The following is a 26,332-nucleotide window of genomic DNA, read 5'->3' on the forward strand; positions in this document are numbered from 1 at the left end:
CGCGCTCGAACTGGCAGCGTGTCGGGCATGACTGCGACGACGCGCACACTGGGCAGGAGCGGGCTCGAGGTCAGCGCCCTGGGCATGGGCTGCTGGGCCATCGGCGGTCCGTTCTGGGCCGGCGACCAGCCCTGCGGCTGGGGCGAGGTCGACGACGACGAGTCCGTGGCGACGGTCCGCCGCGCGGTCGAGCTGGGAGTGACCCTGTTCGACACCTCCGACGCGTACGGCACGGGGCACAGCGAGACGATCCTGGGCCGCGCGCTGGCCGGGCGCCGGGACGACGTCGTCATCGCCACCAAATGGGGCAACACCATCGACCCGGCGACCCGCCAGCTCACGGGCACAGACCCGTCGCCGGCGTACCTGCGCCGGGCCGTCGAGGGGTCGCTGGCGCGGCTGGGCACGGACCACCTCGACCTCTACCAGCTGCATCTCAACGACCTCCCGATCGCGGTGGCGAACGAACTGCTCGGGACGCTGGAGGAGCTGGTGGGCGAGGGCAAGATCCGCTGGTACGGCTGGAGCACCGACCACGCCGACCGCGCCTTCGCGTGGGGTGAGGCGGGCGCGCACTGCACCGCCGTCCAGCACGCGTTCAACGTGCTGCACGACGCCGCCGAGGTGCTGACGGCGTGCGAGTCGCACGGGCTGGCCAGCCTGAACCGGTCGCCGCTGGCCATGGGCCTGCTCACCGGCAAGTTCACGCCGTCGTCGACCCTCGGGCCCGACGACGTGCGCGGCATCGCGCCGGACTGGCTGCACTACTTCCGCGACGGCCGGCCGGCGCCGGAGTGGCTGGACCGGGTCGCCGCCGTCCGCGAGGTGCTGCGCAGCGGCGGGCGCACGTTGGCCCAGGGGTCGCTGGCCTGGATCTGGGCCCGCAGCGGCGCGACGGTCCCGATCCCGGGCTGCCGCACCGTCGCCCAGATCGAGGAGAACGCCGGCGCCCTCGACCACGGGCCGCTGACCCCGGCCGAGCTGGCCGAGGTCGAGCGGCTGCTCGCGGACCTGCGTGCGGAGCCGGTCGGCGCGATGTAGCGTCAGCCCTCGATGACCTGGCGGACCTCCATGGCCCAGCGGCAGGCGTCGGGCCAGCGGGCGGCGATCTCGACCGCCCGCTCCTCCGACGCCACGTCGACGGTGAGGTAGCCGGCGAACTGCTCCTTGGCCTCCAGGTACGGCCCATCGGTGACGATCGTCCCGCCGTCGCGCACCTTCACCGTCTTCGTCCGCGCCGCGTCGACGAGCGCCTGTCCGCCGACCCATTCGCCGGACGCCTGGAGCTCCTTCATCAGCTCGTCGACCTGCCCGAACAGTGCCGCCTTCTCGTCGTCGGGCAGCGCCTCGATCGCCGCAGGGTTGTTGTGGATGAGCAGCATGTACTTCACGTCGGATCCCTCGGTGTCCGGCGCCCCGGGTGGGCGCCACTCGTGCGAGACGTCGGAGCCGCCGCCCGCGTCTCGACATCATCGTCGAATGTCGGCGGGCGTGGGTAACGTCACACGTGAAGAGAGAGGGGAACCCCATGTTCGAGAAGACTCAGGCCTACAGCGGCTTCTCCGTCGACGACATCCCGGCGGCCAAGCGGTTCTACGCCGACACGCTCGGCCTCGAGGTCAGCGAGGCCAACGGCATGCTGACGCTGCACATCGCCGGCACCAACGGGGTGCTGGTCTACCCCAAGGGCGACGCGCACACGCCGGCGTCGTTCACCATCCTCAACTTCCCCGTCGACGACATCGACGCGGCGGTCGACGAACTGGCCGGCCGTGGCGTCGAGTTCGAGCGCTACCCGGGCATGCAGGCCGACGAGAAAGGCGTCCACCGCAACGACGGCCCGCCGATCGCCTGGTTCACCGACCCCGCGGGCAACGTGCTCTCCGTCCTGCAAGAGGGCTGAAGCCCGCCACAACACGAAGGATCCGGCTCGCATCGAGCCGGATCCTTCGTGTCCTGTGGCTACTCGTCCACCCCCGTCACGGGACGAGTCACCCCAGGACGCTGGAGTGTTGCGGCGTCACCTGGCGACCACCACCGCATCCGGATCATCCCCACGCCCGCGCGAGGCGCTCTTCAACCAGCTGAGCGGCCAGCTCTTGCGCGACCCTGGTGGGACGCCGCCGCCTGTGCCTGCCCTTCATCGTTCCTCCCTTGTCGGTTGGAATGACCCCCGAGAAGCGTTGACACAGCCGCTCGGAGACCAGTGTGAAGCCGGTCGTCCCGAGCGGGACTCCAGTGTTCTGTTGTGACTCCACTATGACATCGGCTGTCACAGAGTTTCAAGGGGAATTGATGATTTCATTTTCGTAACGCCACAAGGGTCGCCGGGAAGGTATTCGTTGCGGGTGAAAAGACATCGCACTGGCACCCCTAACACAGGACCGGGTGCGGTGACTCGTCAATTACCTGTTGTCTGCGCCAAGATCAAGACTGTTCCGCCACGGATTCGTCCATTACCGTGAAGTCACGGCGCTGCCTGCGCCGGAGCACGGCCCGGACCGCCGCCGCGCCCGTTCCCGAACACACCGGGCGCCGCGAAGAATCGAGCGGGATGTGATGCCGGTGTCCCCGATCGAAATGGCTCGCACCGCCGCGGCGGTCGCGTTCCTGGCGGTGGCCGGGTATTCCGCGCTCCGATTCACGTGGACGGTGACACGGCCCGGACGGCCGCACTCGCGGACCGGCCGCACGACGGCCGGTGTTCCGGACCTCTCGCACGCACTCATGGGCGTCGCGATGGCCCTGATGGTCGGCCCCGCCGGCCCGGAGGTCCCGGAGCTGCTCGGCATCGCCGTGTTCGTCCTCCTGGGGGCCTGGTTCGCCGCCCGGCTCCGCCGCGACGGCCTGCTGGGCCGCACCGCCGGCCCGAGCCGTCTCGGCGCTCTCGCGGAACGAGACGGCGGGAGCGGTCACGGCGGCTACCACCTGCACCATCTCGTCGGCTGCGCCGCGATGGTGCTCATGTACGTGACGGGGCACGGCGCCCTGGCCCCGGGCAGGCCGACGGCGAGCGCTGCGGGTTCGGCGGGCTCGACGGATGCGGGGGCGCCCGGGCTCGAGGCGGCCGCGCCGACCGGCCTGGACGCCGGCCACGCCGCCCTGGGCGCGCACGCCGCCGTGCCGGCGCTGGCCGCGCTGTGCTGGCTGTTCGGGCTGTACTTCCTGGTCGCCGCGACGTCGCTGGGCTTCCGGGTCGGCGAGTCGGCGGTCCGGGTGACGCACCACGTGACGGCACCGCTGACGCCGTCGGCGCACCCGACGGCCCACCCGCGCGCACGCACGTCGTCGCGCAGCGCGCCGGTAGCCCGGCTGCTGGCCTCGCCGGCCGGCACCTGCGCCAGCGAGGTCGTGCTAAGTGCCGGCATGGCGGTGCTGTTCTTCAGCGCACTCTGAGTCTCACGAGTCCGCGTGCCGATACGTTGACCGCGTCATGACTGATGGTCCTCTCATCTGTCCTAAGTGAACTCTCAGAAAGTCAATTCCGACATACCTGTACATGACAGGATGATGACTGTATGTTGAGGCATCTCGTCGAACCCGACGAACCGTCTCATCCTGGGAGGAATGGGCAATGAGGAGACCCGTCATCCGATCTCTCCTTGCCGGCGCCGCGCTCGTGGTGTCCGGCATCGCTGCCGCCCCGGCCGTGGCCGGAACGGACAGCACGCCGGCCACCGCCGACGGCGTCCGGGCGTCCGAGGTCGTGCACCAGCAACTGGCCACGACACGGGCACAGCAGCGCGCCGCCGAGACGTACTGGACCCCCGAGCGCATGCGTTCGGCCATCCCGGCCGACGCCACGATCAAGGGCGACGCCAGCACGGCGGCGGCACCGGGCATGGAGCGTGCCGCGGTTCCGGAGGACCCGCGTTCGCAGCTCGGCAAGGTCTTCTTCACCATCGGCGGCGTCAACTACGTCTGTTCGGGCACCGCCACCAACAGCGGCAACGGCGACGTCGTCACCACCGCCGGGCACTGCCTGCACGAGGGCGGCGGCGGCTCGTTCGCCTCGCAGTTCACCTTCGTCCCGGCCTACAACAACGGCTCCGCGCCCTACGGCCAGTGGTCGGCGTCGGACCTGTTCACGTCCAGCGGCTGGGCCAACAGCGGCGACTTCAACGTCGACGTCGGCTTCGCGGTCATGAACGAGAACTCCTCGGGCCAGAGCCTCACGAGCGTCGTCGGCTCCTACCCCATCGCGTTCAACCAGGCCCGCGGCCTGAACTACACGTCCTACGGCTACCCCGCCGGCCCGCCCTTCAACGGCCAGCGGCTCTACTCCTGCACCGGCAACGCCCGCCCCGACCCCGCCGGGCAGACCACCCAGGGCATCACCTGCGACATGACCGGCGGCTCCTCCGGCGGCGGCTGGATCACCGGCGGGCGCCTGAACTCGGTGAACAGCTACAAGTACACCAACGACAACAACACCATGTACGGCCCGTACTTCGGCAGCACCGCGCAGTCGGTCTACAACGCGGCCGCGGCGGCCTGATCCGCCCGGCGGCCGCCGGCTGATCCAAGACGGCCGGCACCGACCAGCGTCGCTCCACCGGCGATCCCCCGAGCGCCGGTGGGGCGGCGCTGCTGTGCGCGCCTAAGCAGCCCCAACCATGTTGATCATGGAGAAGGGCGGCTCAAAACGCGATCGGAAGCCGACCTTCTCCATGATCAACAGTGAGCGGCCGGCGGAACTGGACCACTCCGAGACCAATGGCCGAACACCACAGCGCAACCGTCAGCGGCCAGCGCAGAGAAAGAACAGCGGGTCTGAGGGCCGGGTCCATTCCGGGGAGGGGGCCCTGGTGCTGTGAAAGGCGAGGGCGCGGCGGCGCGGGTCAAGTCCAGCGCCCCCACCACAGCGGCAAACGACCCCAACGCGCGCAGACTTGAGGCGCGCCGCCGCGCCCTCGACAATCGAGACAGCAGTGGGCCCGACCCACGTCAGCACCCCACCGCAGAACCTAGAAACCCGCAGAACCCTCAGTCGCGAACAACGACCGACCGCAGCTCGGGCAGAGCCGCGAGCTCGGCCTCGACGAGCCGCTCGGCCGTGGTGACGGAGTCGACCAGCGGGTGGCTCGCCAGCGCGGCCACCGCGGCCCGTCGCGAGCCGGACCGGGCCGCCGCGATCGTGGCCCGCTCGGTCGCCTTCACCGACGCCACCAGGGCGGCCGCCGCGGGGTCGAGCGCTCCGGCGGCCAGCGGGTGCGCGCCGTTGCGGCCGACGATGCACGGCACCTCGACGACGGCGTCGGCGTCGAGCCCGGGCAGGGCGGAGCGGTTGCGGACGTTGAGCACCAGGGTGGCCCGCTCGTCGGCGGCGATGGCGCGCATGAGAGCGAGCGCCACGCGGTCGTAGCCGCCGCCGTCGAGGTCCACCGCCTCGCGGTCGCCGACCCCGGCGGCCTCGCGGCTCTCGGCCATGTAGGTCGCCTCGCGCTCGCGCCGGACCGCGTCCCACCGCGAGGCCGCTCCCCCGTCCTCGTCACCGGGCGACGGCGTGTAGAACGCCGACTGCTGCTCGAGCAGGAACTCGCCGCGGGTGGCCGGCGCCGCCTGCGCGGAGGCGATGGCGTCGCGGGTGAAGTAGTAGTAGTACAGGTACTCGTTCGGGATGGTGCCGAGTGTGCGCAGCCAGGGTGCCCCGAAGAGCTTTCCCTCCTCGAACGAGCCCAGCGCGTCGTCGGCCGACAGCAGCTCCGGCAGCACGTCGCGCCCGCCGACGAGCACGCGGCGCAGCCAGCCCAGGTGGTTGAGTCCCGCGTAGTCGAACCAGGCATCGCCCATCGACACGCCCAGCGCCCGGGCGACCCGCCGGAACAGCCCGACCGGGGAGTCGCAGATGCCGATGACGCGGTCGCCGAGGACCGAGCTCATGGCCTCAGTGACCATGCCGGCCGGGTTGGTGAAGTTGATGACCCAGGCGTCGGGCGCCTCGGCGGCGACGACCTCGGCCAGCCGCAGGGCCACCGGCACCGTCCGCAGCCCGTACAGGACGCCGCCGGCGCCCGTCGTCTCCTGGCCCAGCACGCCCTGGCCGAGCGCCGTCCGCTCGTCGCAGGACCGCCCGGCCAGCCCGCCGACCCGGATGGCCGAGAACACGAAGTCGGTGCCGCGCACGGCGGACGCGAGGTCCTCCTCGACGATCAGCTCGGGCCCGACGCGCCCACCCGGCCCGGAGCGGGCCCGTTCGTCGAGCACCGCCCGCACCGCCCGCACCCGTGCGGCGTCGGTGTCGTGCAGCACGACGGTGTCGACGCCGGAGTCGGCGCCGGCCAGGGCACGGAAGACCAGCGGGACGCGGAAACCGCCGCCCCCGAGGATCGTCAACCTCATACGAGAACCACCTTCACACCGTTCTCCCGCAGCGCGCCGAGGGCGTCGGTGCCCTCGACGGCGTTGGTCACCACGACGTCCAGGGCGTCGGGTCCGCACACGGTGGCGAACCCCGTCCCCGGGAACTTCTCAGCGTCGGCGAGCAGCACGACGCGGTCGGCCGCCGCGATCATGGCGCGGCGTACCGGGACCTCGACCACCGTGGTGTCGACGACGGTGCCGTCGGCGCGCACCCCGCTGGTCCCCATGAACAGCGTGCCGGCCCGCAGTTGGCGGACGGCGTCCTCGGTGAGGAAGCCGACCAGGGACTTGTAGTTGCGCCGCACCACGCCGCCGAGCAGGATCAGCTCGATGTCGGGGTCGGGCACCAGCTCCTCGTAGACGGCCATGTTGGCGGTCATGACGGTGATCTTGCGGCCGTGCAGGTGCATGGCCAGCCGGTGCACCGTCGTGCCGATGTCGAGCAGCAGCACGTCTCCGTCCTCGACCATGTCGGCCGCGCGGCGGGCGATGGCGTCCTTGGCCTCGTGCGCCTCGGTGGCGACGGCGGCGAACGACGGCTCGAGCGACGGGCTGGTCGCGGCGCCGCCGCGCACCCGCGTGAGCAGGCCCTGGTCCTCGAGCCAGGCGAGGTCGCGCCGGATGGTGGCCTGGCTGACCCCCAGCTTGGCGCCCAGCGTGGTGACGGCCACCGGACCCTCGGAGCGGAGGGTCTGCATGATGAGCTCATACCGGCGCTGTGCAAGCACGGCTGAACCATATCAGTCATTTTCGCTCAGATGCCATGCGCCTTCGACGCAGAACCGCTCATATCTTGTCATTTGCGCGCAGCGGAACTAGGGTTCCACCCAACCCTGAACACAAGGGCTGGGAGGGAACGGCTGTGTCCAACATCGCTCGCGACCCGTTCCGCGCGCCGTCGCGGCACGACCCCCTGGCCGGCGTGCGCGCCGGCGGCGGTCCCGAGCTCGACGTCTTCCTCACCGGCACCGTCTTCTTCGACATCATCTTCATCGGCATGGACGGCCCTCCGAAGCAGGGCACCGAGGTGTGGGCCGGCGGCATGGGCTCCAGCCCCGGCGGCGTGGCCAACCTCGCCGTCGCCGCCGCCCGCCTCGGCCTGCGCACCGGCCTGGCCGCCACCTTCGGCGAGGACCTCTACGGCGACTACTGCCGGCAGACGCTCGGCGTCCAAGAGGGCGTCGACCTCACCTACTCGCGCTACGTGACGGGCTGGCACTCCCCCGTCACCGTGTCCATGGTCTACCAGCGCGACCGCGCCATGGTCACCCACGGCCACCGGCCCGAGGCGCTGGACCGGCTGGTCAGCCACCCGCCCCAGGCACGGTCCTGCTTCGTCGACCTCGGCGCCGAGCGGCAGCCGTGGGTCGACTCCGTCGCCGAGTCCGGCGGGCTGGTCTTCGCCGACCTCGGCTGGGACCCCGACGACCGCTGGGACCTCGGCCGGCTGCGCGACGGCCTGGCCGGCTGCCACGCTTTCTCGCCCAACGCCGTCGAGGCCATGAGCTACACCCGCACCGACAGCCCCGAGGCGGCGGCGGAGAAGCTGGCCGAACTCGTGCCGCTCGCCGTCGTCACCAACGGCGCCGACGGCGCGGTCGCGTTCGACAGGACGACCGGCCGCCCGGTCAAGGCCGCCGCCGTCCCCGTCGACGCCCTCGACCCCACCGGCGCCGGCGACGTGTTCGTGGCCGGGCTGTTGGTGGGCACGCTGGCCGGCTGGCCGCTCCTGCACACGCTGCGGCTGGCCAACCTGGGCGCCGCGCTGTCGGTGCGGCACTTCGGCGGCGCGCTCGCCTCGCCCGGCTGGGGCGACGTCGCACTGTGGTACCGCGAGACCGGCTCGAAGGACCCGGGCCTGGCCGGCGACTACGAGTTCCTCGAGACCATCCTCCCCGACGAGGCCGTGCCGGAGGTGTCGCGGGCCATCGCGACGCTGGGTTTCCGCGCCGGACGTTAGGGCACTGCTCTCCCGCGGCACGCACCGCGCCGCTGAAACCGAAAGGGCCGAAGTCATGAGGTTGTCGATCAGCAGGACCACCGGGCTGTGCGCCGCTGCCGCCGTCGCGCTGCTCATCGGGGCGTGCGCACCGGGCGACGACGGAGACGACGGCGGCGACGGCGCCAGCGGCGAGCCCACCGCGGGTGATGTCGCCACCGATCCGTCCGAGTTGGGCGACGTCACGCTGACGGTGTGGGACCAGGAGGTCCGCGAGGGGCAGACCGAGCAGATCGAGGCGCTCAACACCGCGTTCCAAGAGGCCTACCCCAACATCACCATCGAGCGGGTGTCGCGCTCCACCGACGACCTGCGCACCACGCTGCGCCTGGCGCTGTCCGGCGACGACGCGCCCGACGTCGTCCAGGCCAACAACGGCCGCCCCGAAATGGGCCAGTACGTCGCGGCCGGCCTGCTCACCCCGCTCGACGACTACGCCGACGGCTACGGCTGGTTCGACCGGTTCCCGGAGTCGGTGCGTGCGCTGGCCTCCTACAGCGAGGACGGCGCCACCTACGGCGAGGGCGACCTGTACGGCCTGCCGCAGATGGGCGAGATCGTCGGCCTGTATTACAGCAAGTCGAAGCTGGCCGCGCTGGGCCTCGAGCCGCCGCAGACCACCGATGACTTCGTGGCGGCGCTGCAGGCGGCACAGGCGGCCGGCGAGGTGCCGATCCAGTTCGGCAACTCCGACCCGTTCGCCGGCATCCACGAGTTCGGGTTCGTCCAGAACCAGTTCTCCGACGCCGAGACCATCCGCAACCTCGGCTTCGGCCGGCCCGGCTCGTCCTGGACCTCCGACGACAACGTCGCCGCGGCGCAGGCGATGAGCGACTGGGTCGACGCCGGCTACTTCGCCGACGGCTTCAACGGCGTCGACTACGACACCGCCTGGCAGGCGTTCGCCCAGGGCACCGGCGTGTTCTTCGTCGGCGGCACCTGGCTGGTCGCCGACCTCACCTCGGCCATGGGCGACGACGTCGGCTTCGTCCTCCCGCCGGCCGGCGCCAGCGGCGAGCACCTCGTCACCGGCGGCATCAGCATCCCGTGGGCGATCCCGGCCAACAGCGACGCCAAGGAGGCCGCGGCCGCCTACATCGACTTCATCACCAGCTCCGACGCCATGACCGCCGTCACCGAGGCGGGCAACCTGCCGGTCATCGAGGCCGAGCAGCAGACCACCACGGGCCTGCAGTCCGAGGTGTTCGCGGCGTGGGCGCAGGCCGGCCAGGACGACCTCATCGTGCCGTACCTCGACTACGCGACCGAGACGTTCTTCGACACCATCACCGTCGCCGTGCAGAACCTGATGGGCGGCCAGAGCGACCCGCAGCAGTTCCTCGACACCCTCGAGGCCGACTACGCCGCGGCCACCGGCAGCTGATGGCCGCTGCCATCGGCAGGCGGCCCGGCGAGCCGCGCCGGGTCGCCTACCTCTACATCCTGCCCGCCGTCCTGGTCTTCGGCCTGTTCATCCTCTTTCCGCTGATCAGGACGGCGCAGTTCTCGCTCTACGAGTGGAACGGGCTGGGGGCCAGCTCATGGGCGGGGTTCCAGAACTACCGCGACGTCTTCACCGAGCCGCAGCTGCGCGGGGCGTTCGTGCACGCGCTGGTGCTGGTCGTGTTCTACGCGGTCGTCCCGGTGCTGCTGGGGCTGCTGCTCGCGGCGACCATGAGCCGGGCGGTCCTGCGCGGGCTCGGCTTCTTCCGAGTGGTGCTGTTCCTGCCGCAGGTGATCCCCATGGTCGTGGTCGCCATCGCCTGGCGGCAGATCTACGAGCCGAACGGGCCGCTCAACGACCTGCTCCGCTCGGTCGGGCTGGGCGCGCTGGCGCGGCCGTGGCTGGGCGACTACACGTGGGCGCTGCCGTCGGTCGGCATCGTCGGCACCTGGGTCGGCACCGGCCTGTGTCTCGTGCTGTTCCTGGCCGGCATGTCGCGCATCCCGCGTGAGCTGTACGAGGCGGCGCGGCTCGACGGCGCCGGCCCGTTCCGCGAGTTCCGGGCCATCACGCTGCCGTCGCTGCGCGGCGAGCTCGCGGTCGCCCTGACATTGACGGTCATCGCCGCGCTGAAGACCTTCGACCTCGTCTACGTCATGACCAGCGGCGGGCCGGGCACCGAGACCACCGTCCCGTCGTACCAGGTCTACAACAACGCGTTCCTGCTCGGCCGCGTCGGCACCGCGACCGCGCTGGCCATCGTGCTGACGCTGGTGGTGTTCGTGGCGACGGTGCTCATCAACCGCGTCGGCGAGCGGGGGCAGCGATGATCTCGCGCGGCGAGCGGCTGGGCAACTACGCCGTGCTGGCGCTGTTCGCCGTCATCGCGGTGTACCCGGTGCTGCTGATCCTGCAGACGGCGCTGTCGAACGACCAGATCGGCGGCGGCGGGTCGTTCCACTGGGAGAACTTCGCCGACGCCTGGGACCAGGGCCACTTCGGCTCCTACCTGCGCACCAGCGTCATCGTGGCGGTCCTGGTGGTCGGGCTGTCGACGCTGCTGTCGATCCTGGCCGGCTACGCGTTCGGCACCATGCGCTTCCGCGGCTCCGAGGTGATCTTCTACCTCATCCTGCTCGGCATCATGGTGCCGGCCGAGGCGCTGGTCATCGCGCTCTACTTCGACCTGCGCGAGCTCGGCCTGACGAACACGCTGGTCGCCATCGTCATGCCACAGGTCGCGCAGTCGACGGCGTTCGGCACGTTCTGGATGCGCGCCTACTTCCGCGGCAGCTCGCGCGAGGTGATCGAGGCCGCGCGCATCGACGGCGCCGGGCACTGGGCCACGCTCTGGCGCATCCTCGTGCCGATGGGCCGGCCCGCGCTCACCACCATGATCGTGCTGGTCTTCATGTGGACGTGGAACGAGTTCCTCATCCCGCTGATCATGGCCACCGACGAGTCCCTGCGCACGGCGCCGCTGGGCCTGGCCTTCTTCCAGGGCCAGTACACGTCCGGCACCGCCCTGCTGGCCGCCGGCGCGACGCTGGTCGCGCTGCCGGTGGTCGTGCTCTACCTGTTCCTGCAGCGTCACTTCATCCGGGGGATGGTCGAGGGCGCCGTCAAGTAGCGCCCGTAATGCACCACTCGAGAGGAGTCACCATGCGAGCAGTGAGATCCGCTGCTGCAGCCGCCACCGCAGCCCTCCTCGCGGCGACGCTCACCGCGACACCAACCGTGGCCGCCGCACCGGCCGCCTCGGGCGCGCCACCGCGAGCCGACGCCGTCGACCTGGACGTGCTGTTCATCGGCGCCCACCCCGACGACGAGGCCGGCGCACTGGCCGCACTGGGCCAGTGGCACGAGGCGGCCGATGTGCAAGCCGGCGTCATCACCGTCACCCGGGGCGAGGGCGGCGGCAACGCCGTCGGGCTCGAGGAGGGTCCGGAGCTCGGCATGCTGCGCGAGGCCGAGGAGCGCAGCGCGGTCGCCAACGCGAGCATCGAGAACGTCTACAACCTCGACGAGCTCGACTTCTTCTACAACGCCAGCGCGCCGCTGACCGACCAGGTGTGGGGCGACGACGCGCTCGAGCGGGTCGTGCGGGTGGTCCGCTCGACCCGCCCCGAGGTCATCGTCACGATGAACCCGTCGCCGACCCCCGGCAACCACGGCCATCACCAGCAGGCCGCGCGGCTGGCCGTCGAGGCCTACGAGGCCGCGGCCGACCCCGAGGCGTTCCCGGAGCAGCTGTCCGACGAGGGCCTGTCGACCTGGCGGGTCTCGCGCATCCTGCGCAGCGGCGCCACCGGCACCGGGGCCGCCGGCTCGGCCTGCGAGACCACGCCGTACACCCCGGCCGACCCCACCGACCGCGTCTTCGGTGCCTGGCAGGGCCGGGCCTCGACCGAGACCGGCGAGCTGTGGGCGCTGCGCGAGCGGAAGGCGCAATGGGAGTACGTGAGCCAGGGCTGGGCGGTCTTCCCGCCGCCGCCCACCGACCCCGAGCAGAACGGCTGCGACTTCTTCACGCTGATCGCGAGTCGGACGCCGTACCCGATGCCCGGCACCGGACAGACGGCGGCGCTGCAGGGCGCGCTGCTGCCGATGGACGGCGGGCTGCCGCTGGGCACCGAGCTGACCATCGACCCGGAGCCGTTCCTCGTGCTGCCGGGTGAGTCGTTCGCGGCGACGGTGACGGTGCGCGCGCCGGCCCGCAAGCCGCTGGTGTCGCCGTCGCTGACGGTGTCCGGCCCGGCCGGGTGGACGGCCGAGGTGCCGGACGGAGCGCTGCCGCGGACGCTGCGCCCCGGCCGCGAGGTGAGCGTCGACGTCGTCGTCACCCCGCCGGCCGACGCCGCCGCGGGCGAGCGGGTGGCGCTGGCGGCGACGCTGACGACCCGCACCGGCAGCGGCTCCAACGAGGCCGCCGTCGAGACCACCACCGACGTGCGCGGCGAGCTGGCGCAGCGGCCCGAGGCCGAGGTCTTCGCCGACTGGACCGCCGAGGTCGACCTGCCGAAGCTCGAGAGCCTGATCGCGCCGATCGCCTCGCTCCCGTCCGGTGCCGGCACGGCGGTCGTCGTCGAGGTCACCAACGACGGCGACACCGCGGCCTCGGGGTCGGTGACGCTGGAGCTCCCCGCCGGGTTCTCGGCGCAGTCCGCCACACTGCCGTACGCGGACCTGGCGCCCGGAGCCACCACGACGGTCACGTTCTCCGTCACCAACACCGACCCGTCGCTGCCGACGTCGAACCGGGCGCCGGGCGGCGGCTACCCGTTCCGGATCGTCACCGACTTCGGCTCCGGCACCGACACCCAGAACGCGACCCTCGAGCTGGTGCCGTCGGCCGACCTCGAGATCCAGACCGAGGCGCCGGTGCTCGACGGCGTGGCCGGCGAGGGCGAGTACCCGGGTGACCCGATCGACACCTCGACCATGTGGGAGGGCCAGGCGGTGCCGCCGGCCGACGCGTCGGCCACGACGCGGCTGGCCTTCACCGAGGACGCGCTGTACGTGCTGGTCGAGGTCACCGACGAGGCGCTGGGCACGGTGCTGCCGCTCGAGGACTGCAAGCGGCACTGGCGCACCGACTCCGTCGAGATCACCATCGACCCGCGCGGGCAGTCGTCGAACACGTCGACGACGTTCAAGACCGGCATCTTCCCGACGACCGTCGAGGGCGAGCCGTGCTTCCAGCGCGACGCCGACAACCACCAGGGCCCGGGGGCCGAGACGGCGCCCGGCATGGAGGTCGCGTCGGTGGTGAACGAGCCGTACGACGGGTACACCATCGAGGCGAAGATCCCGTTCGACGTGCTGCCCGACACCATCGACCCGGAGCGCGTGGGCTTCAACGTGCTGGTCTACGACTCCGACACGCAGGACAAGACCGGCCAGACGCGCATCGGCTGGTCCACGTTCAACGGCGTTCAGGCCGACCCGTTCCGGTGGGCGCGGTTGCGGCTGGGCGGATACCCGGACAGCGCACCGGCACCGGTCGCGCCGATCATGCCCGACACCGCCGCGCTGAGCATCGACTCGCCGCAGAGCATCGCGCAGTCCGCCGAGGACGGCGTCGGGCTCGGTGGCGGGCCGGAGCTGCCCGCACGGACGGCGTCGGTCACGTCGGCACGGCTGTCGGGCTCGGGCGACGAGGTCGAAGTGCGGCTGCGTGCCCGCACCGACGGCCGGGCCAACGTCTTCCTGTGGGACGGCGACAGCGTGGCCGGCTCGGTGTCGGCCGACGTCGAGGCCGGCCGGACGACGGTCGACGTGCCGGTGACCGACGGGTCCGGCGGTGAGCTGACCGCGCTGGTCGCGTTCGTCACCGACGGCGGCACCCTGGCCCTGGCCGAACCGGTCGGCTGAGGCGGTGGGGCGGAGGTGGCCGCGCCGGCGCCTCCGCCCCTCCCCTCCGCCCCGTAGGCTCGGCCATCATGGTGCTGGCGTACGAGACCTACGGGGCGGGCCGGCCGCTCGTCCTGCTGCCGTGGTTCGGCCTGGACCGCAGCGCGATGATCGCCGCGTTCGAGCCGGTCTTCGAGCCGACGCTCACCCGCCGAGCCGGGTGGCGGCGCATCTACGCCGACCTGCCGGGGACCGGCGAGTCTCCCGGCGGTGAGCCGACGTCCGACGCGGTGTGCGACGCGGTGCTGCGCCTGATCGCATCGGCCGAGCCCGGCGGTGCGCCGGTCGCCCTGGCCGGCTGCTCGTACGGCGGCTACATCGCCTCGGGGGTGGCGCGCCGGGCGCCGGACCGGGTCGCCGGGCTGCTGCTGGTTTGCTCGGGCGTGCGGATAGCGCCGGAGGACCGCACGCTGCCGCCGTCGCCGCCCGGTCCGCCCCCGGCCGGCTGGCTCGACGGTGTCCGCCCCGACCTCGCCGACCACTTGGCGACGGCACTCGGTCACCGGACCGCGGCGGTGGCGGCGCAGGTCGACGCCGTCGTCGCCGCGGCGCTGACCGGCGACGACGACTTCCTCGACCGGCTCCGCCCAGGCGGCTTCCGGCTCTCCGACGAGGACTCGCCGACGACCTACGGCGGGCCGATGGCGTTCCTGTGCGGGCGGGCCGACCTCGTCGCCGGGTACGCCGACCAGTTCGCCGCGCTCGAGCGCTACCCGGACGGCGCGTACGCGGTGGTCCCGGACGCCGGGCACTACCTGCCGTTCGAGCAGCCGAGCGTCTTCCGCGACCTCGTCGGCCACTGGCTCGGCCGGCTCGCCCGGCTCGCTTAGCGGGCGGCGAGGCGGTCCAGCCACTGCTCGAGCAGGGCGCGCTCGGCGCTGGTGAGCCCGTCACCGGCCTCGGCGTCCGTGCCGTCGCTCGTCGTGCGCAGGGCCTCGCGCAGTGCCGCCGCCCGGGCGGCCACCGGATCGGCGGATGCCGGTGCGGCGGCGGGCTCGGCGCCGGCGACCAGGGTGCGCAGCACGCTGTCGCGGGCCAGCTCCGACAGCGCGAGGTCGCGCTCGGCCTCAGGGGCCGCGATGAGCATGAGCACGACGCCGACACCGGTGGCGTGGGCGAGCTCGGCGGCCCGCTCGACGCTCATGGTGAGCCGGCCGGTGGCGGCGACCCGGCCGAGCAGCCGGCGCAGGTTCGCGGCCGCCTCGCGACCGGCCGGCGACTCGCCCGCGGGCCGGCCGTTGCCGTACATGAGCACGTAGAACGCCGGCCGCGCGAGGCCGAACTCGACGTGCTGGTCCCAGCCGCGGCGCAGGTCGGCGACGGGGTCGTCGGTCTCGGCGAGCGCGCGCTTGTCCTTCAGGTACTCCTCGAACGCGTACGCGGTGACGGCGTCGAGCAGGCCGGTCATGTCGCCGAAGAGCCGGTACAGCGTGGGCGCCTGCACCCCGGCCGCGGCGCTCACCGCGCGCGTGGACACCGCCTCGCGGCCCTCGCGATCGAGCAGGTCCGCGGCGGCGCGCAGGATGCGGTCGCGGGTGTCGCCGCTGTCGGCCGGGCTCATGGGAATCGATGCTAACACTTCGTCGTTAGCGTCGTTATCAAATCAGTGTTAACGTCCAAGCGTTAGCACTGAAAACACGCTCGACGAAGGAGCACTCCATGCGCACCACCACCCTCGGCAGCACCGGCCCCGCCGTCTCCGCGCTCGGCCTCGGCCTCATGGGCATGTCCGACCTCTACGGGCCGGCCGACCGCGCCGAGTCCGTCGCCACCGTCCACGCCGCCCTCGACGCGGGCATCACCCTGCTCGACACCGGCGACTTCTACGGCATGGGCGACAACGAGCTGCTGCTCAACGACGCGCTGCGCGGACGCAACCGCGACGACGTCGTCATCAGTGTGAAGTTCGGCGGCCTGCGCGGCCCGGACGGCGCGTGGATCGGCTTCGACGCCCGCCCGGCAGCGGTCAAGACCTTCGCCGCCTACAGCCTGCGCCGGCTGGGCACCGACCACATCGACGTCTACCGGCCGTCGCGCGTCGACCCGGACGTGCCGATCGAGGACACCGTGGGCGCCATCGCCGAGCTCGTGCAGGCCGGCTACGTGCGCCACATCGGGCTCTCCGAGGTCGGCGCCGACACCCTGCGCCGCGCCGCCGCCGTCCACCCGATCTCGGACCTGCAGATCGAGTACTCGCTGCTCTCCCGCGGCATCGAGCAGACGATCCTGCCCACGGCTCGCGAGCTCGGCATCGGCGTGACGGCGTACGGCGTCCTGTCGCGCGGGCTGCTCAGCGGCCACTGGCGGCCGGACCGCGAGCTGACCGCCGGCGACTTCCGCAGCACCAGCCCGCGGTTCCAGGACGGCAACCTCGAGCGCAACCTCGCGCTGGTCGAGGCGCTGCGCGGCGTGGCGGAGCAGCGGGGCGCGACGGTGGCGCAGGTGGCCATCGCCTGGGTCGCCGCTCAGGGGGCCGACGTCGTCCCGCTGGTCGGCGCGCGCACCCGCGAGCGGCTGGCCGAGTCGCTCGGCGCCGCCGGCCTGGTGCTCGACCAGGGCGACCTCGCCCGCATCGAGCAGGCCGTCCCGGCCGGCGCCGCCGCCGGCGACCGGTACGCCGCCTACGCGTACGCGCACCTCGACAGCGAGCGCTGAGGCGTCCGGATCGAGCGGTTCGGCCGGGCTCGCGCGAGCATTCATCCGACGGCCCCGCGCCGTTCATCGATCCGCAGCGCGCTCCACGCCGGCATCTGGCTTCGTGTCGAGTGACGTCTCTCTCGTGACCCGGCAGGAGCCCGATGTCCCTCACGTCAGCCGCGGAACGGCTGCGCGACTCGCCCCGCGCCACGCTGGTGGGCGGGGCGGTGGCGTCGACGGCCATCGCGGTCACCGTCACCCTGGCCGGCCCGATCCCCGGCGTGATCCTGCCCGACGGCCCGCTGGGACTGTGGCGGGCCGCCGACCACGGCCGCCCGGCGTGGAGCATGCTGGCGGTCGTCGGCATCACGGCGCTGTCGCTGATCTTCGTCCGGCTGTACCTACTGGCCCGCGACCACGTCGTCGACGTGCGGTGGGTGGTCCGCACGGCGGTCGTCTGGACACTGCCGATGCTGCTGGCGCAGCCGATCCTCAGCCTCGACGCCTACTCCTACGTCGCGCAGGGGCAGCTGCTCAACGTCGGCATCGACCCCTACCTGACCGGACCCATCGTGTTCGGCGCCGGTCCGCTGCTCGACCCCGTGGCGCCGGTCTGGCGGATGACGCCGGCGCCGTACGGGCCGCTGTCGCTGAGCCTGCTGGGCTGGTCCTCCGACCTCACCGGCGCCTCGCACGTGCCGTTCGTGCTGCTGCTGCGGCTGCTGACGATCGGCACGGTGGTGGCCGGCGCCGTCGCGGTGGCCCGGCTGGCCCGGCCCGGCACGCAGGCCGCCGCGGTGGCGCTGGTCGCCGCCAACCCGATCGTCGTGCTGCACCTGGTCGGCGGCGTGCACCTGGACGTGCTGGTCGGCACGCTCGCGCCCGTGGTGCTGCTGGCCGTGCGCAAGCGCTGGTGGTGGCTGGCCGCGCTGCTGGCGGCGGTCTCGTTCGCTGTCAAGCTGCCCGGCGTCGTCCTGGTCGGCTACGTGCTGTGGGCGAGGTTCCGGGACCGCGAGGCGCGCTGGGCCGGCACGGTCACGGTGCTGGCGGTGACGGCCGCCGTCACGCTGGCCGCAGCTGCCGCCGTCCCCGACGGATGGGGCTGGATCGCGACCCTCGACACCCCGGGCAAGGTGGACATCCTCTACACGATCCCGGCGGCCATCGCGGGCGTGGCGTACGGGTTCATCAGCCTGACGGTGGGCGGCGTGACGTTCCGCGAGCTGCTCGACTGGTCGCGCGTGGTCTGTGCGCTGGCCGGAGCGGTCGTCATCGGCTGGCTGATCCTCCGCGGCAGCGAGCCGCACACGCCCGTGCGCCGGGCCGGGACGCTGGTGGGCAGCGCGCTGGTCGTGCTGGCCCTGGCCGCGCCCGTGATCCACGCCTGGTACCTGTCGTGGGGACTGGCGCTGCTGGCGGCGTGCGCCGGCGTCGTCGGGCACCGCTGGCTCATCGCGCTGAGCGTGGGGCTGTGCTTCACCGCGCTGCCCGACCCGCTCACCCGCTGGCACCACGGCCTGCTGCCGGTGACGCTGCTGCTCGTGGTGGTCACGCTGGCGCTCACGCTCTGGTGGGTTGGTGGGTCGCGGGAGCCGGCGCGAGTCCCCTCACGCGTGAGGGTGGGTTCGGTGGAGGGGCGGGAGGACGCTGCGCCGGCTCCGCTTCGCGGCGGTGAAGCATGCCGCGTGCGCTCTTGACGCCGGCTCCGCGTCCTCCCGCCCCTCCACCTGGTCAGCCCTGCTTGCGCTGGTGACGCCGGCTCGGGTCAGCGGCGCGGCTTGACGCCGTTGACGGTCGAGGTGTCGTAGGCGAAGGTCAGCACGGCCGAGCCGATGACGTCGGCGTTGATGTCCATCGCCTTCGTGTTGACGTTGCCGACGAGGTCGTACTCCGCGGCGAGCGCGTCGTAGGTGGCCTCGTCCTGGCCCTCGCCGGTGAGGTTGTCGCAGAACGAGTGGTAGCAGGGGTCGAACGCGACGCCGGCCAGGCCGCCGTACATCTCCGCCTGCGCCTCGGACTTCGCGCCCTCTGCGCCGGTGAACAGGCCGCCCGCCGGGATGCCCACGGCGATGAACGCGCCGTAGTCGGACCGTCCGGAGAACTCACTGTCGTTGAACGGCTGGTTGCGACGGGTGTAGATGCGCTCGAAGACGTCCTCGATCTGCGCCGAACCCTCGGGGATGAAGTCGGGCGGCGCGGTGCCGCCGGAGTTGTCGCCGTCGTAGATGCCGAACATGTAGTTGGGAGAGGCGACCATGTCGAAGTTCAGGTACAGCGCGATCCTGTCCTGCTCCGCCTGCGGGAGGGTCTCGACGTAGTGGTTGGAGCCGAGCAGGCCGGACTCCTCAGCACCCCACCAGGCGAACCGGACCTGGTTCTTCAGGTTCTGGCGGTTGATCTGGATGGCGGTCTCGAGCAGCGCCGCGCTGCCGCTGCCGTTGTCGTTGATGCCGGCGCCCTCGATGACGCCGTCCAGGTGCGCGCCGGCCATGACGACGTTGTCCGGGTTGCCCTTGCGGGTCTCGGCGAAGACGTTCCACGTGGTGCGGACGTCGGCGTCGAAGTCGACCTTCACCCGGACCGAGGCGCCCGGCGTCTCAGCCAGGGTCGCGCCGACGCCGAACTGCGCGAAGACCGCCGGGATGGTGAGGCCGGTGGCGTCGCCGATCATGCCGACGAGGCCGGTGTCGCGGCCGGGCTGGCCCTCGTTCATGACGATGACGCCGGCCGCGCCGGCCGCCTGCGCGTTCAGCACCTTGACGGCGAAGCCGCAGGTGCCGCGCTGGACGAGCGCGATGCTGCCGGGGGCCATGCCGGTGAAGTCGGCCATCTCGCAGCCGCTGGTGGACGTGTTGTCGGGCAGCGGCGGCGGGCCGGGCGTGTCGAGCCGGACGTCGGCCGGGAACAGCGGGCCGACGGCCTCGCCCTCGGGCGAGCCGGTGTCGAACTGGTTGCGGATGAACTCGGTGCCCTCGTCGAACGTGACGGGGTCGGGCGAGATGCGCTCGAGCTCGGACCGCTCGTCGAAGTAGTCGAACTCGAACGCCTGGACCTCCGGCGTGTAGCCGGCGTCCTCGAGCTGCTCGACGACGTAGTCGACGGAGGCCTCGTAGCCGGGGAGCCCGGAGGCGCGGTTGCCGCCGTTGTCGTCGCTGATCTCCTGCAGCGCCTCCAGGTGGCCCATGACGGCCTCGAGCGTGATGAGCTTGTTCATCTGGCGGATCGTGACCGTGTCGTTGGCGGCCTCCGCGGGGACCGTCATCAGACAGGTCGCGGCCAGTACGCCGGCTCCGGCGACGGCCGCGGCACGGCGGTGTCGACTCGTCATCTCGGGCAACCTCCTGCACACAGGTTTCCGGTACTTCCGGCGAACGGCCGGAAGATCGATGAGCGAGACACTAGACGGCCGCGCGGTTTTGCAGAAGGGGCCGCAGCTCACGAGTTCGTTCCGTTACGTCCGTATCCACCCGGATAGCCGTTCGATTGGACCGGTTCAGGGTGCGGCTGGCAGTCTTCACCGTGGGGTTCTCACCATTCGACGACGGCGTCTCACCCCTCGAGCGCGCGGCGACGTTCCCGCGCGGCGCCCGGGAGAGGAGCTGCGGACGGCATGACGAGTGTGGTCACGGGGTTCGCCGTCATCGTCGTCATCATCGCCGTCGGCTACCTCCTGGGCCGCACCGAGCTGCTCGGCCCGGCCGGCCCCATGGTGCTCACCCGGCTCGCGTTCTGGGTGGCCAGCCCGGCGCTGATGTTCCACACTGTCGCCGAGGCCGACCTCGGGGTCATCGTCGCCGAGCCGCTGATCGCGACCGGCGGCAGCGTCGTCATCGTGGCGGCGGTGTTCGCCCTGGCCGGGCTGTGGCGACGGTGGCTGGTGTCGTACACGACGCTGGGCGTGCTGTGCTCGTGCCTGGTCAACGCCGGCAACCTGGGCATCCCGATCGCGGCGTACGTGCTGGGCGACGCGACCCTGGTGGCGCCGATCCTGCTCATGCAGACGGTGGTGATCGTGCCGGTGGCGCTGACGGTGCTCGACCTCGCCGGCCAGGGCGCGTCGACGCCGGTCTGGCGGCGGTTCCTCACCCCGCTGCAGAGCCCCATCACGGTGGCCTCGCTCGCGGGGGTGGTCATCGCGGCGACCGGGGTCACCGTCCCGGCGCCGGTCATGGAGCCGTTCGTCCTGGTGGGCGCGATCTCGATCCCGTCGGTGCTCATGGTGTTCGGCATCTCGCTGCGCGGCAGCACGTGGCCCGGCCGCGGCCCGGACCGGCGGCCGCTGGCGCTCGCCGTCACGCTGAAGACGTTCGTGCACCCGGCCGTGGCGTACCTGCTCGGGCTGGCGCTGGGGCTGTCGGCGCCGGAGCTGCTCGCCGTGGTCGTGCTGTCGGCGCTGCCGACGGCGCAGAACGCGCTGACGTTCGCGATGCGCTACGGGTACGCGCAGACGCTGGTGCGTGAGGCGGTGCTGGTGACGACGGCGCTGTCGCTGCCGGTGCTGATCGTGGTGGCGGCGCTGCTCAAGTAGTTCGGTGCCGGTCGCGGGTCAGAAGCCGGTGTCGAGGGTGAGCTGCACCGCGGCGTCGGCGGGCTGGAGGCCGGTGACGGTGACGCCGACGCGTTCGATGCGCCGGGCCGTGGCGGCGCCGAGCATGGGGCGAAGCGCGGCCGTCAGTGTGCCGGCGTCGTCGGTGGGCTCGAGCAGCCGGGCGCGGTCGCCGTGCTCGAGGCGGCCGGCGTACAGCACCTTCAGGGCGACGACGGTGGCGGTGAGGCCGGCCGTGCGCAGGCGGCCACTGAGCTCGTCGCTGATGGCGGCGGCGTCGACGGTGCTGCCCCGCGGGACGACGCGCTGCACGCTGAACGACTTGCGCGGCCGCGGCGCCCGGACGGTGGCGTCGTCGGTGCCGGCCGCGATCTCGGTGAGCCGGCGGGCCATGAGCGTGCCGGCGATGTCTCGCAGCAGGTCGGGATGGACGAGCGCGAGGTCGGCGACCGTGCGGACGTTGTGCTGGCGCAGCCGCTGGTGGGTGACGTCGCCGACGCCCCAGAGCTCGTCGATGCGCAGGGCGGGGCGCAGGTAGCGTTCCTCGGCCGGCAGGATGACGCGGAGGCCGCGCGGCTTCACCGACCGCGAGGCGAGCTTGGCCATGAGCTTGGTCCGCCCGGCGCCGAGGGTGACGGGCAGGCCGGTCTCGTGCCGCACCGCCCGCTGGATGGTGGTGGCAAGCTGGTCGATGCTGGCCCAGCTGGTGGCGCGGGTGTCGAGGAACGCCTCTTCCATGGAGCCGGCCTCGACACGGGCGGCGAACCGGCCGAAGACGCCGAACAGCGCGGCGCTGGCCTCGGTGTAGGCGTCGGAGCGCAGCGGCACGACGCGCAGCTGCGGGCAGACGGCGAGCGCGGTGCCGACCGGCATGCCGGCCTGGACGCCCCACTCGCGCGCCTCATAGCTGGCACACGCGATGACGACGTCGCCGGCCGCCATGGGGATGCCGCGCAGCGACGGCTCGTCGCGCTGCTCGACGGAGGCGAAGAACGCGTCGGCGTCGACATGCAGCAGCGGCCCGCCCGGCAGCGCCCGGGCGAACTGGTCGTCCTCGCCGGGCCAGGCGACGAGGGTGTCGGGTTCGGCGTCGATGTGTACAGCCTAGGCGCTGGGTCCGACCAACTAGAACACGAGTCCGGAGATAGGCCTCGACCTGATGGTCCGAGCGTGTGCGACCGCCGAGGTGCTCGCCCGTGGCGCCCCAGAACGTGGCGAAGGGCTTGCCCCCGGCGGGGAAGCCCTTCATCTGGTGAACGCCGCCGCAGGTGCGCCCGGTTCCCGGATCCGCGGCCGAATCCGCGGCGACGCGGCACGTCATGAGGGTTACCCGAGCCTCGACACGCCTACAGGCGTAGTGCGACACGAGTTCTCGTGCTGAACGTGATCATTTCCGGCCGGCGGGGCGGGGTGTGGACATGCGTGAGGCCCCGACGCACTAGGGGTCGGGGCCTCACGGTGGGTAAGTGTCCGGCGGTGTCCTACTCTCCCACCCCCTCTCGGGGGCAGTACCATCGGCGCTGGTGGGCTTAGCTTCCGGGTTCGGAATGGGTCCGGGCGTTTCCCCGCCGCTATGACCGCCGGCACATCTATGGAGTTGTGTCACCAGCCCGTTCGCACTCGACACGCCCCGGGGATGGTGCGTGGGGGTGGGTGCGGTGGGGGTGGTGCCCGTTCGTTGGTCGGGAACCGTATAGTGGACGCGTTTTGTCTTCGCAGCCCCCACCAGGCACACCGGAGTGTGGGTGGTGGGGAAAGAGTGTGTGTGTGGTCAAGTCCTCGGCCTATTAGTACCGGTCAGCTTCACCCATTGCTGGGCTTCCACGTCCGGCCTATCAACCCAGTCGTCTAGCTGGGGGCCTTACCACGTCAACCGTGTGGGAGACCTCATCTTGAAGCAGGCTTCCCGCTTAGATGCTTTCAGCGGTTATCCCTTCCGAACGTAGCCAACCAGCGGTGCTCCTGGCGGAACAACTGGCACACCAGAGGTTCGTCCGTCCCGGTCCTCTCGTACTAGGGACAGCCCTTCTCAAGTCTCCTGCGCCCGCAGCGGATAGGGACCGAACTGTCTCACGACGTTCTAAACCCAGCTCGCGTACCGCTTTAATGGGCGAACAGCCCAACCCTTGGGACCTGCTACGGCCCCAGGATGCGACGAGCCGACATCGAGGTGCCAAACCATGCCGTCGATATGGACTCTTGGGCAGGATCAGCCTGTTATCCCCGGGGTACCTTTTATCCGTTGAGCGACAGCGCTTCCACAAGCCACTGCCGGATCACTAGTCCCTGCTTTCGCACCTGCTCGACCTGTCGGTCTCACAGTCAAGCTCCCTTGTGCACTTGCACTCGACACCTGATTGCCAACCAGGCTGAGGGAACCTTTGGGCGCCTCCGTTACCTTTTGGGAGGCAACCGCCCCAGTTAAACTACCCACCAGGCACTGTCCCTGATCCGGATCACGGACCGAGGTTAGATATCCAGTACGACCAGAGTGGTATTTCAACGTTGACTCCACCGACACTGGCGTGCCGGCTTCACAGTCTCCCACCTATCCTACACAAGCCGAACCGAACACCAATACCAAGCTATAGTAAAGGTCCCGGGGTCTTTCCGTCCTGCTGCGGGTAACGAGCATCTTTACTCGTAGTGCAATTTCGCCGAGTCCGTGGTTGAGACAGTGGGAAAGTCGTTACGCCATTCGTGCAGGTCGGAACTTACCCGACAAGGAATTTCGCTACCTTAGGATGGTTATAGTTACCACCGCCGTTTACTGGCGCTTAAGTTCTGAGCTTCGCCGTGAGGCTAACTCGTCCCCTTAACGTTCCAGCACCGGGCAGGCGTCAGTCCGTATACATCGTCTTGCGACTTCGCACGGACCTGTGTTTTTAATAAACAGTCGCTTTCCCCTGGTCTCTGCGGCCTTCAACGCTCCCGGAGCAAGTCCGTTCACGCATCCGGCCCCCCTTCTCCCGAAGTTACGGGGGCATTTTGCCGAGTTCCTTAACCACGGTTCACTCGATCGCCTTGGTATTCTCTACCTGACCACCTGTGTCGGTTTGGGGTACGGGCGGCTATGGAACTCGCTAGAGGCTTTTCTCGACAGCATAGGATCACCCACTTCGCCGCAATCGGCTCGGCATCCAGCCTCGGGCGCTACTGTGGCGGATTTACCTACCACGGCCCTGCACTGTTACCCCGGGACAACCATCGCCCGGGTTGGGCTACCTTCCTGCGTCACCCCATCGCTTGCCTACTACCGGCTCGGGTCCCACGCTCCCCCACCAACACTCCCGAAGGAGCAGAGATGAGTTCGGGTGGTTAGCATCACCGGGCTCAGCATGGTCGCGCCACAACCGGTACGGGAATATCAACCCGTTGTCCATCGACTACGCCTGTCGGCCTCGCCTTAGGTCCCGACTTACCCAGGGCGGATTAACCTGGCCCTGGAACCCTTGGTCATTCGGCGGACGGGTTTCTCACCCGTCTTTCGCTACTCATGCCTGCATTCTCACTCGTGTAGCGTCCACGACTGGGTCACCCCGCCGCTTCAACCGCCACACGACGCTCCCCTACCCAACCACACACCTGAACCACAAAGGCTTAGTACACGTGTGATTGCCACAGCTTCGGCGGTGTGCTTGAGCCCCGCTACATTGTCGGCGCAGAATCACTTGACCAGTGAGCTATTACGCACTCTTTCAAGGGTGGCTGCTTCTAAGCCAACCTCCTGGTTGTCTTCGCAACTCCACATCCTTTTCCACTTAGCACACGCTTAGGGGCCTTAGCTGGTGATCTGGGCTGTTTCCCTCTCGACTACGAACCTTATCGCCCGCAGTCTCACTGCCGCGCTCTCACTTACCGGCATTCGGAGTTTGGCTGACGTCAGTAACCTTGTAGGGCCCATCAGCCATCCAGTGCTCTACCTCCGGCAAGAAACACGCGACGCTGCACCTAAATGCATTTCGGGGAGAACCAGCTATCACGGAGTTTGATTGGCCTTTCACCCCTACCCACAGGTCATCCGCCCACTTTTCAACGTAGGTCGGTTCGGGCCTCCACGAAGTCTTACCTCCGCTTCACCCTGCCCATGGGTAGATCACTCCGCTTCGGGTCTAGAGCATGCGACTGATACGCCCTATTCGGACTCGCTTTCGCTACGGCTCCCCCACACGGGTTAACCTCGCCACATACCACTAACTCGCAGGCTCATTCTTCAAAAGGCACGCCATCACCAACCCCGAAGGGCACACGGCTCTGACGGCTTGTAGGCACATGGTTTCAGGTACTATTTCACTCCCCTCCCGGGGTACTTTTCACCATTCCCTCACGGTACTTGTCCGCTATCGGTCACCAGGGAGTATTTAGGCTTAACGGGTGGTCCCGCCAGATTCACACGGGATTTCTCGGGCCCCGTGCTACTCGGGAATCACGCCACTGGAGTCGCTCACTTACGTCTACGGGGGTAACACCCTCTACGCCGGACCTCTCAAGTCCTTCGACTTCACAAGCGATTGATCACTCCAGACCAGCAGCGGCAGCCACTAGTCAACGCAACCCCACAACCCCGCACACGCAACGCCTGCCGGCTATCACACGCGCACGGTTTAGCCTCATCCGCTTTCGCTCGCCACTACTCACGGAATCACATGTTGTTTTCTCTTCCTGTGGGTACTGAGATGTTTCACTTCCCCACGTTCCCTCCGACCACCCTATGTGTTCAGGTGACGGTGACGGCACATGACTGCCGCCGGGTTTCCCCATTCGGACACCCCCGGGTCATAGCTCGGTTGCCAGCTCGCCAGGGATTATCGCAGGCTCCCACGTCCTTCATCGGCTCCTGGTGCCAAGGCATCCACCATGTGCCCTTACTAACTTGACCACAAAGATGAAGATGCTCGCGTCCACTATACAGTTCTCAAACAACGACCAG

The 26,332-nt window shown here is 70.5% G+C and carries 20 protein-coding genes and 2 rRNA genes; 14 read left to right on the top strand and 8 right to left on the bottom strand.

Annotated elements, in window-relative coordinates:
* The first annotated feature begins 27 nt into the window (after positions 1 to 27).
* Complete coding sequence (locus tag HD601_RS32805) at positions 28 to 1,041, top strand: aldo/keto reductase (RefSeq protein ID WP_184829240.1); 1,014 nt, start codon at positions 28 to 30, stop codon at positions 1,039 to 1,041.
* A gap of 2 nt (positions 1,042 to 1,043) precedes the next feature.
* On the opposite strand, the gene HD601_RS32810 is transcribed toward HD601_RS32805, so the two are convergent.
* Positions 1,044 to 1,382 (bottom strand): YciI family protein, encoded by a 339-nt coding sequence (locus tag HD601_RS32810; RefSeq protein WP_246402478.1) that lies wholly within the window; start codon positions 1,380 to 1,382, stop codon positions 1,044 to 1,046.
* 146 nt (positions 1,383 to 1,528) lie between these two features.
* Here HD601_RS32810 and HD601_RS32815 point away from each other — a divergent pair, with 146 nt between their 5' ends.
* From HD601_RS32815 to HD601_RS32830, 4 genes are all read left to right on the top strand, one after another.
* Positions 1,529 to 1,903 (top strand): VOC family protein, encoded by a 375-nt coding sequence (locus HD601_RS32815; RefSeq protein ID WP_184829244.1) that lies wholly within the window; start codon positions 1,529 to 1,531, stop codon positions 1,901 to 1,903.
* Between the two features lie 662 nt (positions 1,904 to 2,565).
* The gene (locus HD601_RS32820) at positions 2,566 to 3,396 is read left to right on the top strand and encodes a DUF5134 domain-containing protein (RefSeq protein WP_184829246.1); all 831 of its coding nucleotides are present in this window, start codon (positions 2,566 to 2,568) and stop codon (positions 3,394 to 3,396) included.
* A gap of 178 nt (positions 3,397 to 3,574) precedes the next feature.
* On the top strand, positions 3,575 to 4,498 hold the full coding sequence (locus HD601_RS32825) for a trypsin-like serine peptidase (RefSeq protein WP_184829248.1): 924 nt from the start codon (positions 3,575 to 3,577) through the stop codon (positions 4,496 to 4,498).
* A gap of 118 nt (positions 4,499 to 4,616) precedes the next feature.
* Positions 4,617 to 4,817 (top strand): hypothetical protein, encoded by a 201-nt coding sequence (locus HD601_RS32830; RefSeq protein ID WP_184829250.1) that lies wholly within the window; start codon positions 4,617 to 4,619, stop codon positions 4,815 to 4,817.
* Positions 4,818 to 4,986: 169 nt separating this feature from the next.
* On the opposite strand, the gene HD601_RS32835 is transcribed toward HD601_RS32830, so the two are convergent.
* Together HD601_RS32835 and HD601_RS32840 are read right to left on the bottom strand one after the other, a co-directional pair.
* Positions 4,987 to 6,342 carry a family 4 glycosyl hydrolase gene (locus HD601_RS32835; protein ID WP_184829253.1) on the bottom strand — a complete coding sequence of 452 codons (1,356 nt, stop codon included), beginning with the start codon at positions 6,340 to 6,342 and terminating at the stop codon, positions 4,987 to 4,989.
* Positions 6,339 to 7,091, bottom strand: coding sequence for a DeoR family transcriptional regulator (locus HD601_RS32840; RefSeq protein WP_184829256.1), 753 nt, complete (start codon positions 7,089 to 7,091; stop codon positions 6,339 to 6,341). Before HD601_RS32840 ends, HD601_RS32835 begins: the two co-directional genes overlap by 4 nt.
* A gap of 134 nt (positions 7,092 to 7,225) precedes the next feature.
* Between HD601_RS32840 and HD601_RS32845 the strand changes: the two genes are divergently transcribed.
* The 6 genes from HD601_RS32845 (at position 7,226) to HD601_RS32870 (ending at position 15,049) form a co-directional block, all read left to right on the top strand.
* A complete protein-coding gene (locus tag HD601_RS32845; RefSeq protein WP_221441506.1) occupies positions 7,226 to 8,323 on the top strand; it encodes a PfkB family carbohydrate kinase in 1,098 nt (365 codons plus the stop codon).
* A 55-nt stretch (positions 8,324 to 8,378) separates the two neighbouring features.
* Positions 8,379 to 9,746, top strand: coding sequence for an extracellular solute-binding protein (locus HD601_RS32850; protein ID WP_184829258.1), 1,368 nt, complete (start codon positions 8,379 to 8,381; stop codon positions 9,744 to 9,746).
* On the top strand, positions 9,746 to 10,636 hold the full coding sequence (locus tag HD601_RS32855; RefSeq protein ID WP_184829260.1) for a carbohydrate ABC transporter permease: 891 nt from the start codon (positions 9,746 to 9,748) through the stop codon (positions 10,634 to 10,636). Before HD601_RS32850 ends, HD601_RS32855 begins: the two co-directional genes overlap by 1 nt.
* On the top strand, positions 10,633 to 11,436 hold the full coding sequence (locus HD601_RS32860; RefSeq protein WP_184829262.1) for a carbohydrate ABC transporter permease: 804 nt from the start codon (positions 10,633 to 10,635) through the stop codon (positions 11,434 to 11,436). The genes HD601_RS32855 and HD601_RS32860 overlap by 4 nt, the downstream gene beginning before the upstream one ends.
* Positions 11,437 to 11,468: 32 nt before the next feature.
* Entirely contained in the window at positions 11,469 to 14,180 is a 2,712-nt protein-coding gene (locus HD601_RS32865; protein ID WP_184829264.1) for a sugar-binding protein, read from the top strand.
* A 68-nt stretch (positions 14,181 to 14,248) separates the two neighbouring features.
* Positions 14,249 to 15,049, top strand: a complete 801-nt coding sequence (locus HD601_RS32870; RefSeq protein WP_184829266.1) for an alpha/beta fold hydrolase — start codon at positions 14,249 to 14,251, stop codon at positions 15,047 to 15,049.
* Here the strand turns inward: HD601_RS32870 and HD601_RS32875 are convergent.
* On the bottom strand, positions 15,046 to 15,780 hold the full coding sequence (locus HD601_RS32875) for a TetR/AcrR family transcriptional regulator (protein ID WP_184829268.1): 735 nt from the start codon (positions 15,778 to 15,780) through the stop codon (positions 15,046 to 15,048). The genes HD601_RS32870 and HD601_RS32875 overlap by 4 nt on opposite strands.
* Before the next feature lie 98 nt (positions 15,781 to 15,878).
* Here HD601_RS32875 and HD601_RS32880 point away from each other — a divergent pair, with 98 nt between their 5' ends.
* Together HD601_RS32880 and mptB are read left to right on the top strand one after the other, a co-directional pair.
* Positions 15,879 to 16,874, top strand: a complete 996-nt coding sequence (locus tag HD601_RS32880; protein WP_184829270.1) for an aldo/keto reductase — start codon at positions 15,879 to 15,881, stop codon at positions 16,872 to 16,874.
* 143 nt (positions 16,875 to 17,017) lie between these two features.
* A complete protein-coding gene (mptB, locus tag HD601_RS32885) occupies positions 17,018 to 18,553 on the top strand; it encodes a polyprenol phosphomannose-dependent alpha 1,6 mannosyltransferase MptB (RefSeq protein ID WP_184829273.1) in 1,536 nt (511 codons plus the stop codon).
* A gap of 68 nt (positions 18,554 to 18,621) precedes the next feature.
* Here the strand turns inward: mptB and HD601_RS32890 are convergent, their stop codons facing one another.
* Positions 18,622 to 20,184: a M28 family metallopeptidase gene (locus HD601_RS32890; protein ID WP_184829275.1), complete on the bottom strand. Its 1,563-nt coding sequence runs from the start codon at positions 20,182 to 20,184 to the stop codon at positions 18,622 to 18,624.
* A gap of 282 nt (positions 20,185 to 20,466) precedes the next feature.
* On the opposite strand from HD601_RS32890, the gene HD601_RS32895 reads away from it, so the two are divergent.
* Entirely contained in the window at positions 20,467 to 21,384 is a 918-nt protein-coding gene (locus HD601_RS32895; protein WP_184829277.1) for an AEC family transporter, read from the top strand.
* 18 nt (positions 21,385 to 21,402) lie between these two features.
* On the opposite strand, the gene HD601_RS32900 is transcribed toward HD601_RS32895, so the two are convergent.
* From HD601_RS32900 to HD601_RS32910, 3 genes are all read right to left on the bottom strand, one after another.
* Positions 21,403 to 22,497, bottom strand: a complete 1,095-nt coding sequence (locus tag HD601_RS32900; protein WP_343076534.1) for a Y-family DNA polymerase — start codon at positions 22,495 to 22,497, stop codon at positions 21,403 to 21,405.
* A gap of 373 nt (positions 22,498 to 22,870) precedes the next feature.
* Positions 22,871 to 22,987: ribosomal RNA gene (rrf, locus tag HD601_RS32905) — 5S ribosomal RNA — on the bottom strand.
* Positions 22,988 to 23,169: 182 nt separating this feature from the next.
* A 23S ribosomal RNA gene (locus HD601_RS32910) occupies positions 23,170 to 26,281 on the bottom strand.
* Between the last annotated feature and the right edge of the window lie 51 nt (positions 26,282 to 26,332).

Origin of the sequence: Jiangella mangrovi (genome assembly GCF_014204975.1) — a bacterium.
Lineage (GTDB): Bacteria > Actinomycetota > Actinomycetes > Jiangellales > Jiangellaceae > Jiangella > Jiangella mangrovi.

Excerpts from the sequence above, each read along its gene's own strand:
- HD601_RS32870 (WP_184829266.1), top strand. The coding sequence starts at position 14,249 with ATGGTGCTGGCGTACGAGACCTACGGGGCGGGCCGGCCGCTCGTCCTG.
- HD601_RS32855 (WP_184829260.1), top strand. The coding sequence starts at position 9,746 with ATGGCCGCTGCCATCGGCAGGCGGCCCGGCGAGCCGCGCCGGGTCGCC.
- HD601_RS32880 (WP_184829270.1), top strand. The coding sequence starts at position 15,879 with ATGCGCACCACCACCCTCGGCAGCACCGGCCCCGCCGTCTCCGCGCTC.
- HD601_RS32835 (WP_184829253.1), bottom strand. The coding sequence starts at position 6,342 with ATGAGGTTGACGATCCTCGGGGGCGGCGGTTTCCGCGTCCCGCTGGTC.
- HD601_RS32815 (WP_184829244.1), top strand. The coding sequence starts at position 1,529 with ATGTTCGAGAAGACTCAGGCCTACAGCGGCTTCTCCGTCGACGACATC.
- HD601_RS32860 (WP_184829262.1), top strand. The coding sequence starts at position 10,633 with ATGATCTCGCGCGGCGAGCGGCTGGGCAACTACGCCGTGCTGGCGCTG.
- HD601_RS32810 (WP_246402478.1), bottom strand. The coding sequence starts at position 1,382 with ATGCTGCTCATCCACAACAACCCTGCGGCGATCGAGGCGCTGCCCGAC.
- HD601_RS32850 (WP_184829258.1), top strand. The coding sequence starts at position 8,379 with ATGAGGTTGTCGATCAGCAGGACCACCGGGCTGTGCGCCGCTGCCGCC.
- HD601_RS32805 (WP_184829240.1), top strand. The coding sequence starts at position 28 with ATGACTGCGACGACGCGCACACTGGGCAGGAGCGGGCTCGAGGTCAGC.
- HD601_RS32825 (WP_184829248.1), top strand. The coding sequence starts at position 3,575 with ATGAGGAGACCCGTCATCCGATCTCTCCTTGCCGGCGCCGCGCTCGTG.
- HD601_RS32830 (WP_184829250.1), top strand. The coding sequence starts at position 4,617 with ATGTTGATCATGGAGAAGGGCGGCTCAAAACGCGATCGGAAGCCGACC.
- mptB (WP_184829273.1), top strand. The coding sequence starts at position 17,018 with ATGTCCCTCACGTCAGCCGCGGAACGGCTGCGCGACTCGCCCCGCGCC.
- HD601_RS32875 (WP_184829268.1), bottom strand. The coding sequence starts at position 15,780 with ATGAGCCCGGCCGACAGCGGCGACACCCGCGACCGCATCCTGCGCGCC.
- HD601_RS32890 (WP_184829275.1), bottom strand. The coding sequence starts at position 20,184 with ATGACGAGTCGACACCGCCGTGCCGCGGCCGTCGCCGGAGCCGGCGTA.
- HD601_RS32895 (WP_184829277.1), top strand. The coding sequence starts at position 20,467 with ATGACGAGTGTGGTCACGGGGTTCGCCGTCATCGTCGTCATCATCGCC.
- HD601_RS32865 (WP_184829264.1), top strand. The coding sequence starts at position 11,469 with ATGCGAGCAGTGAGATCCGCTGCTGCAGCCGCCACCGCAGCCCTCCTC.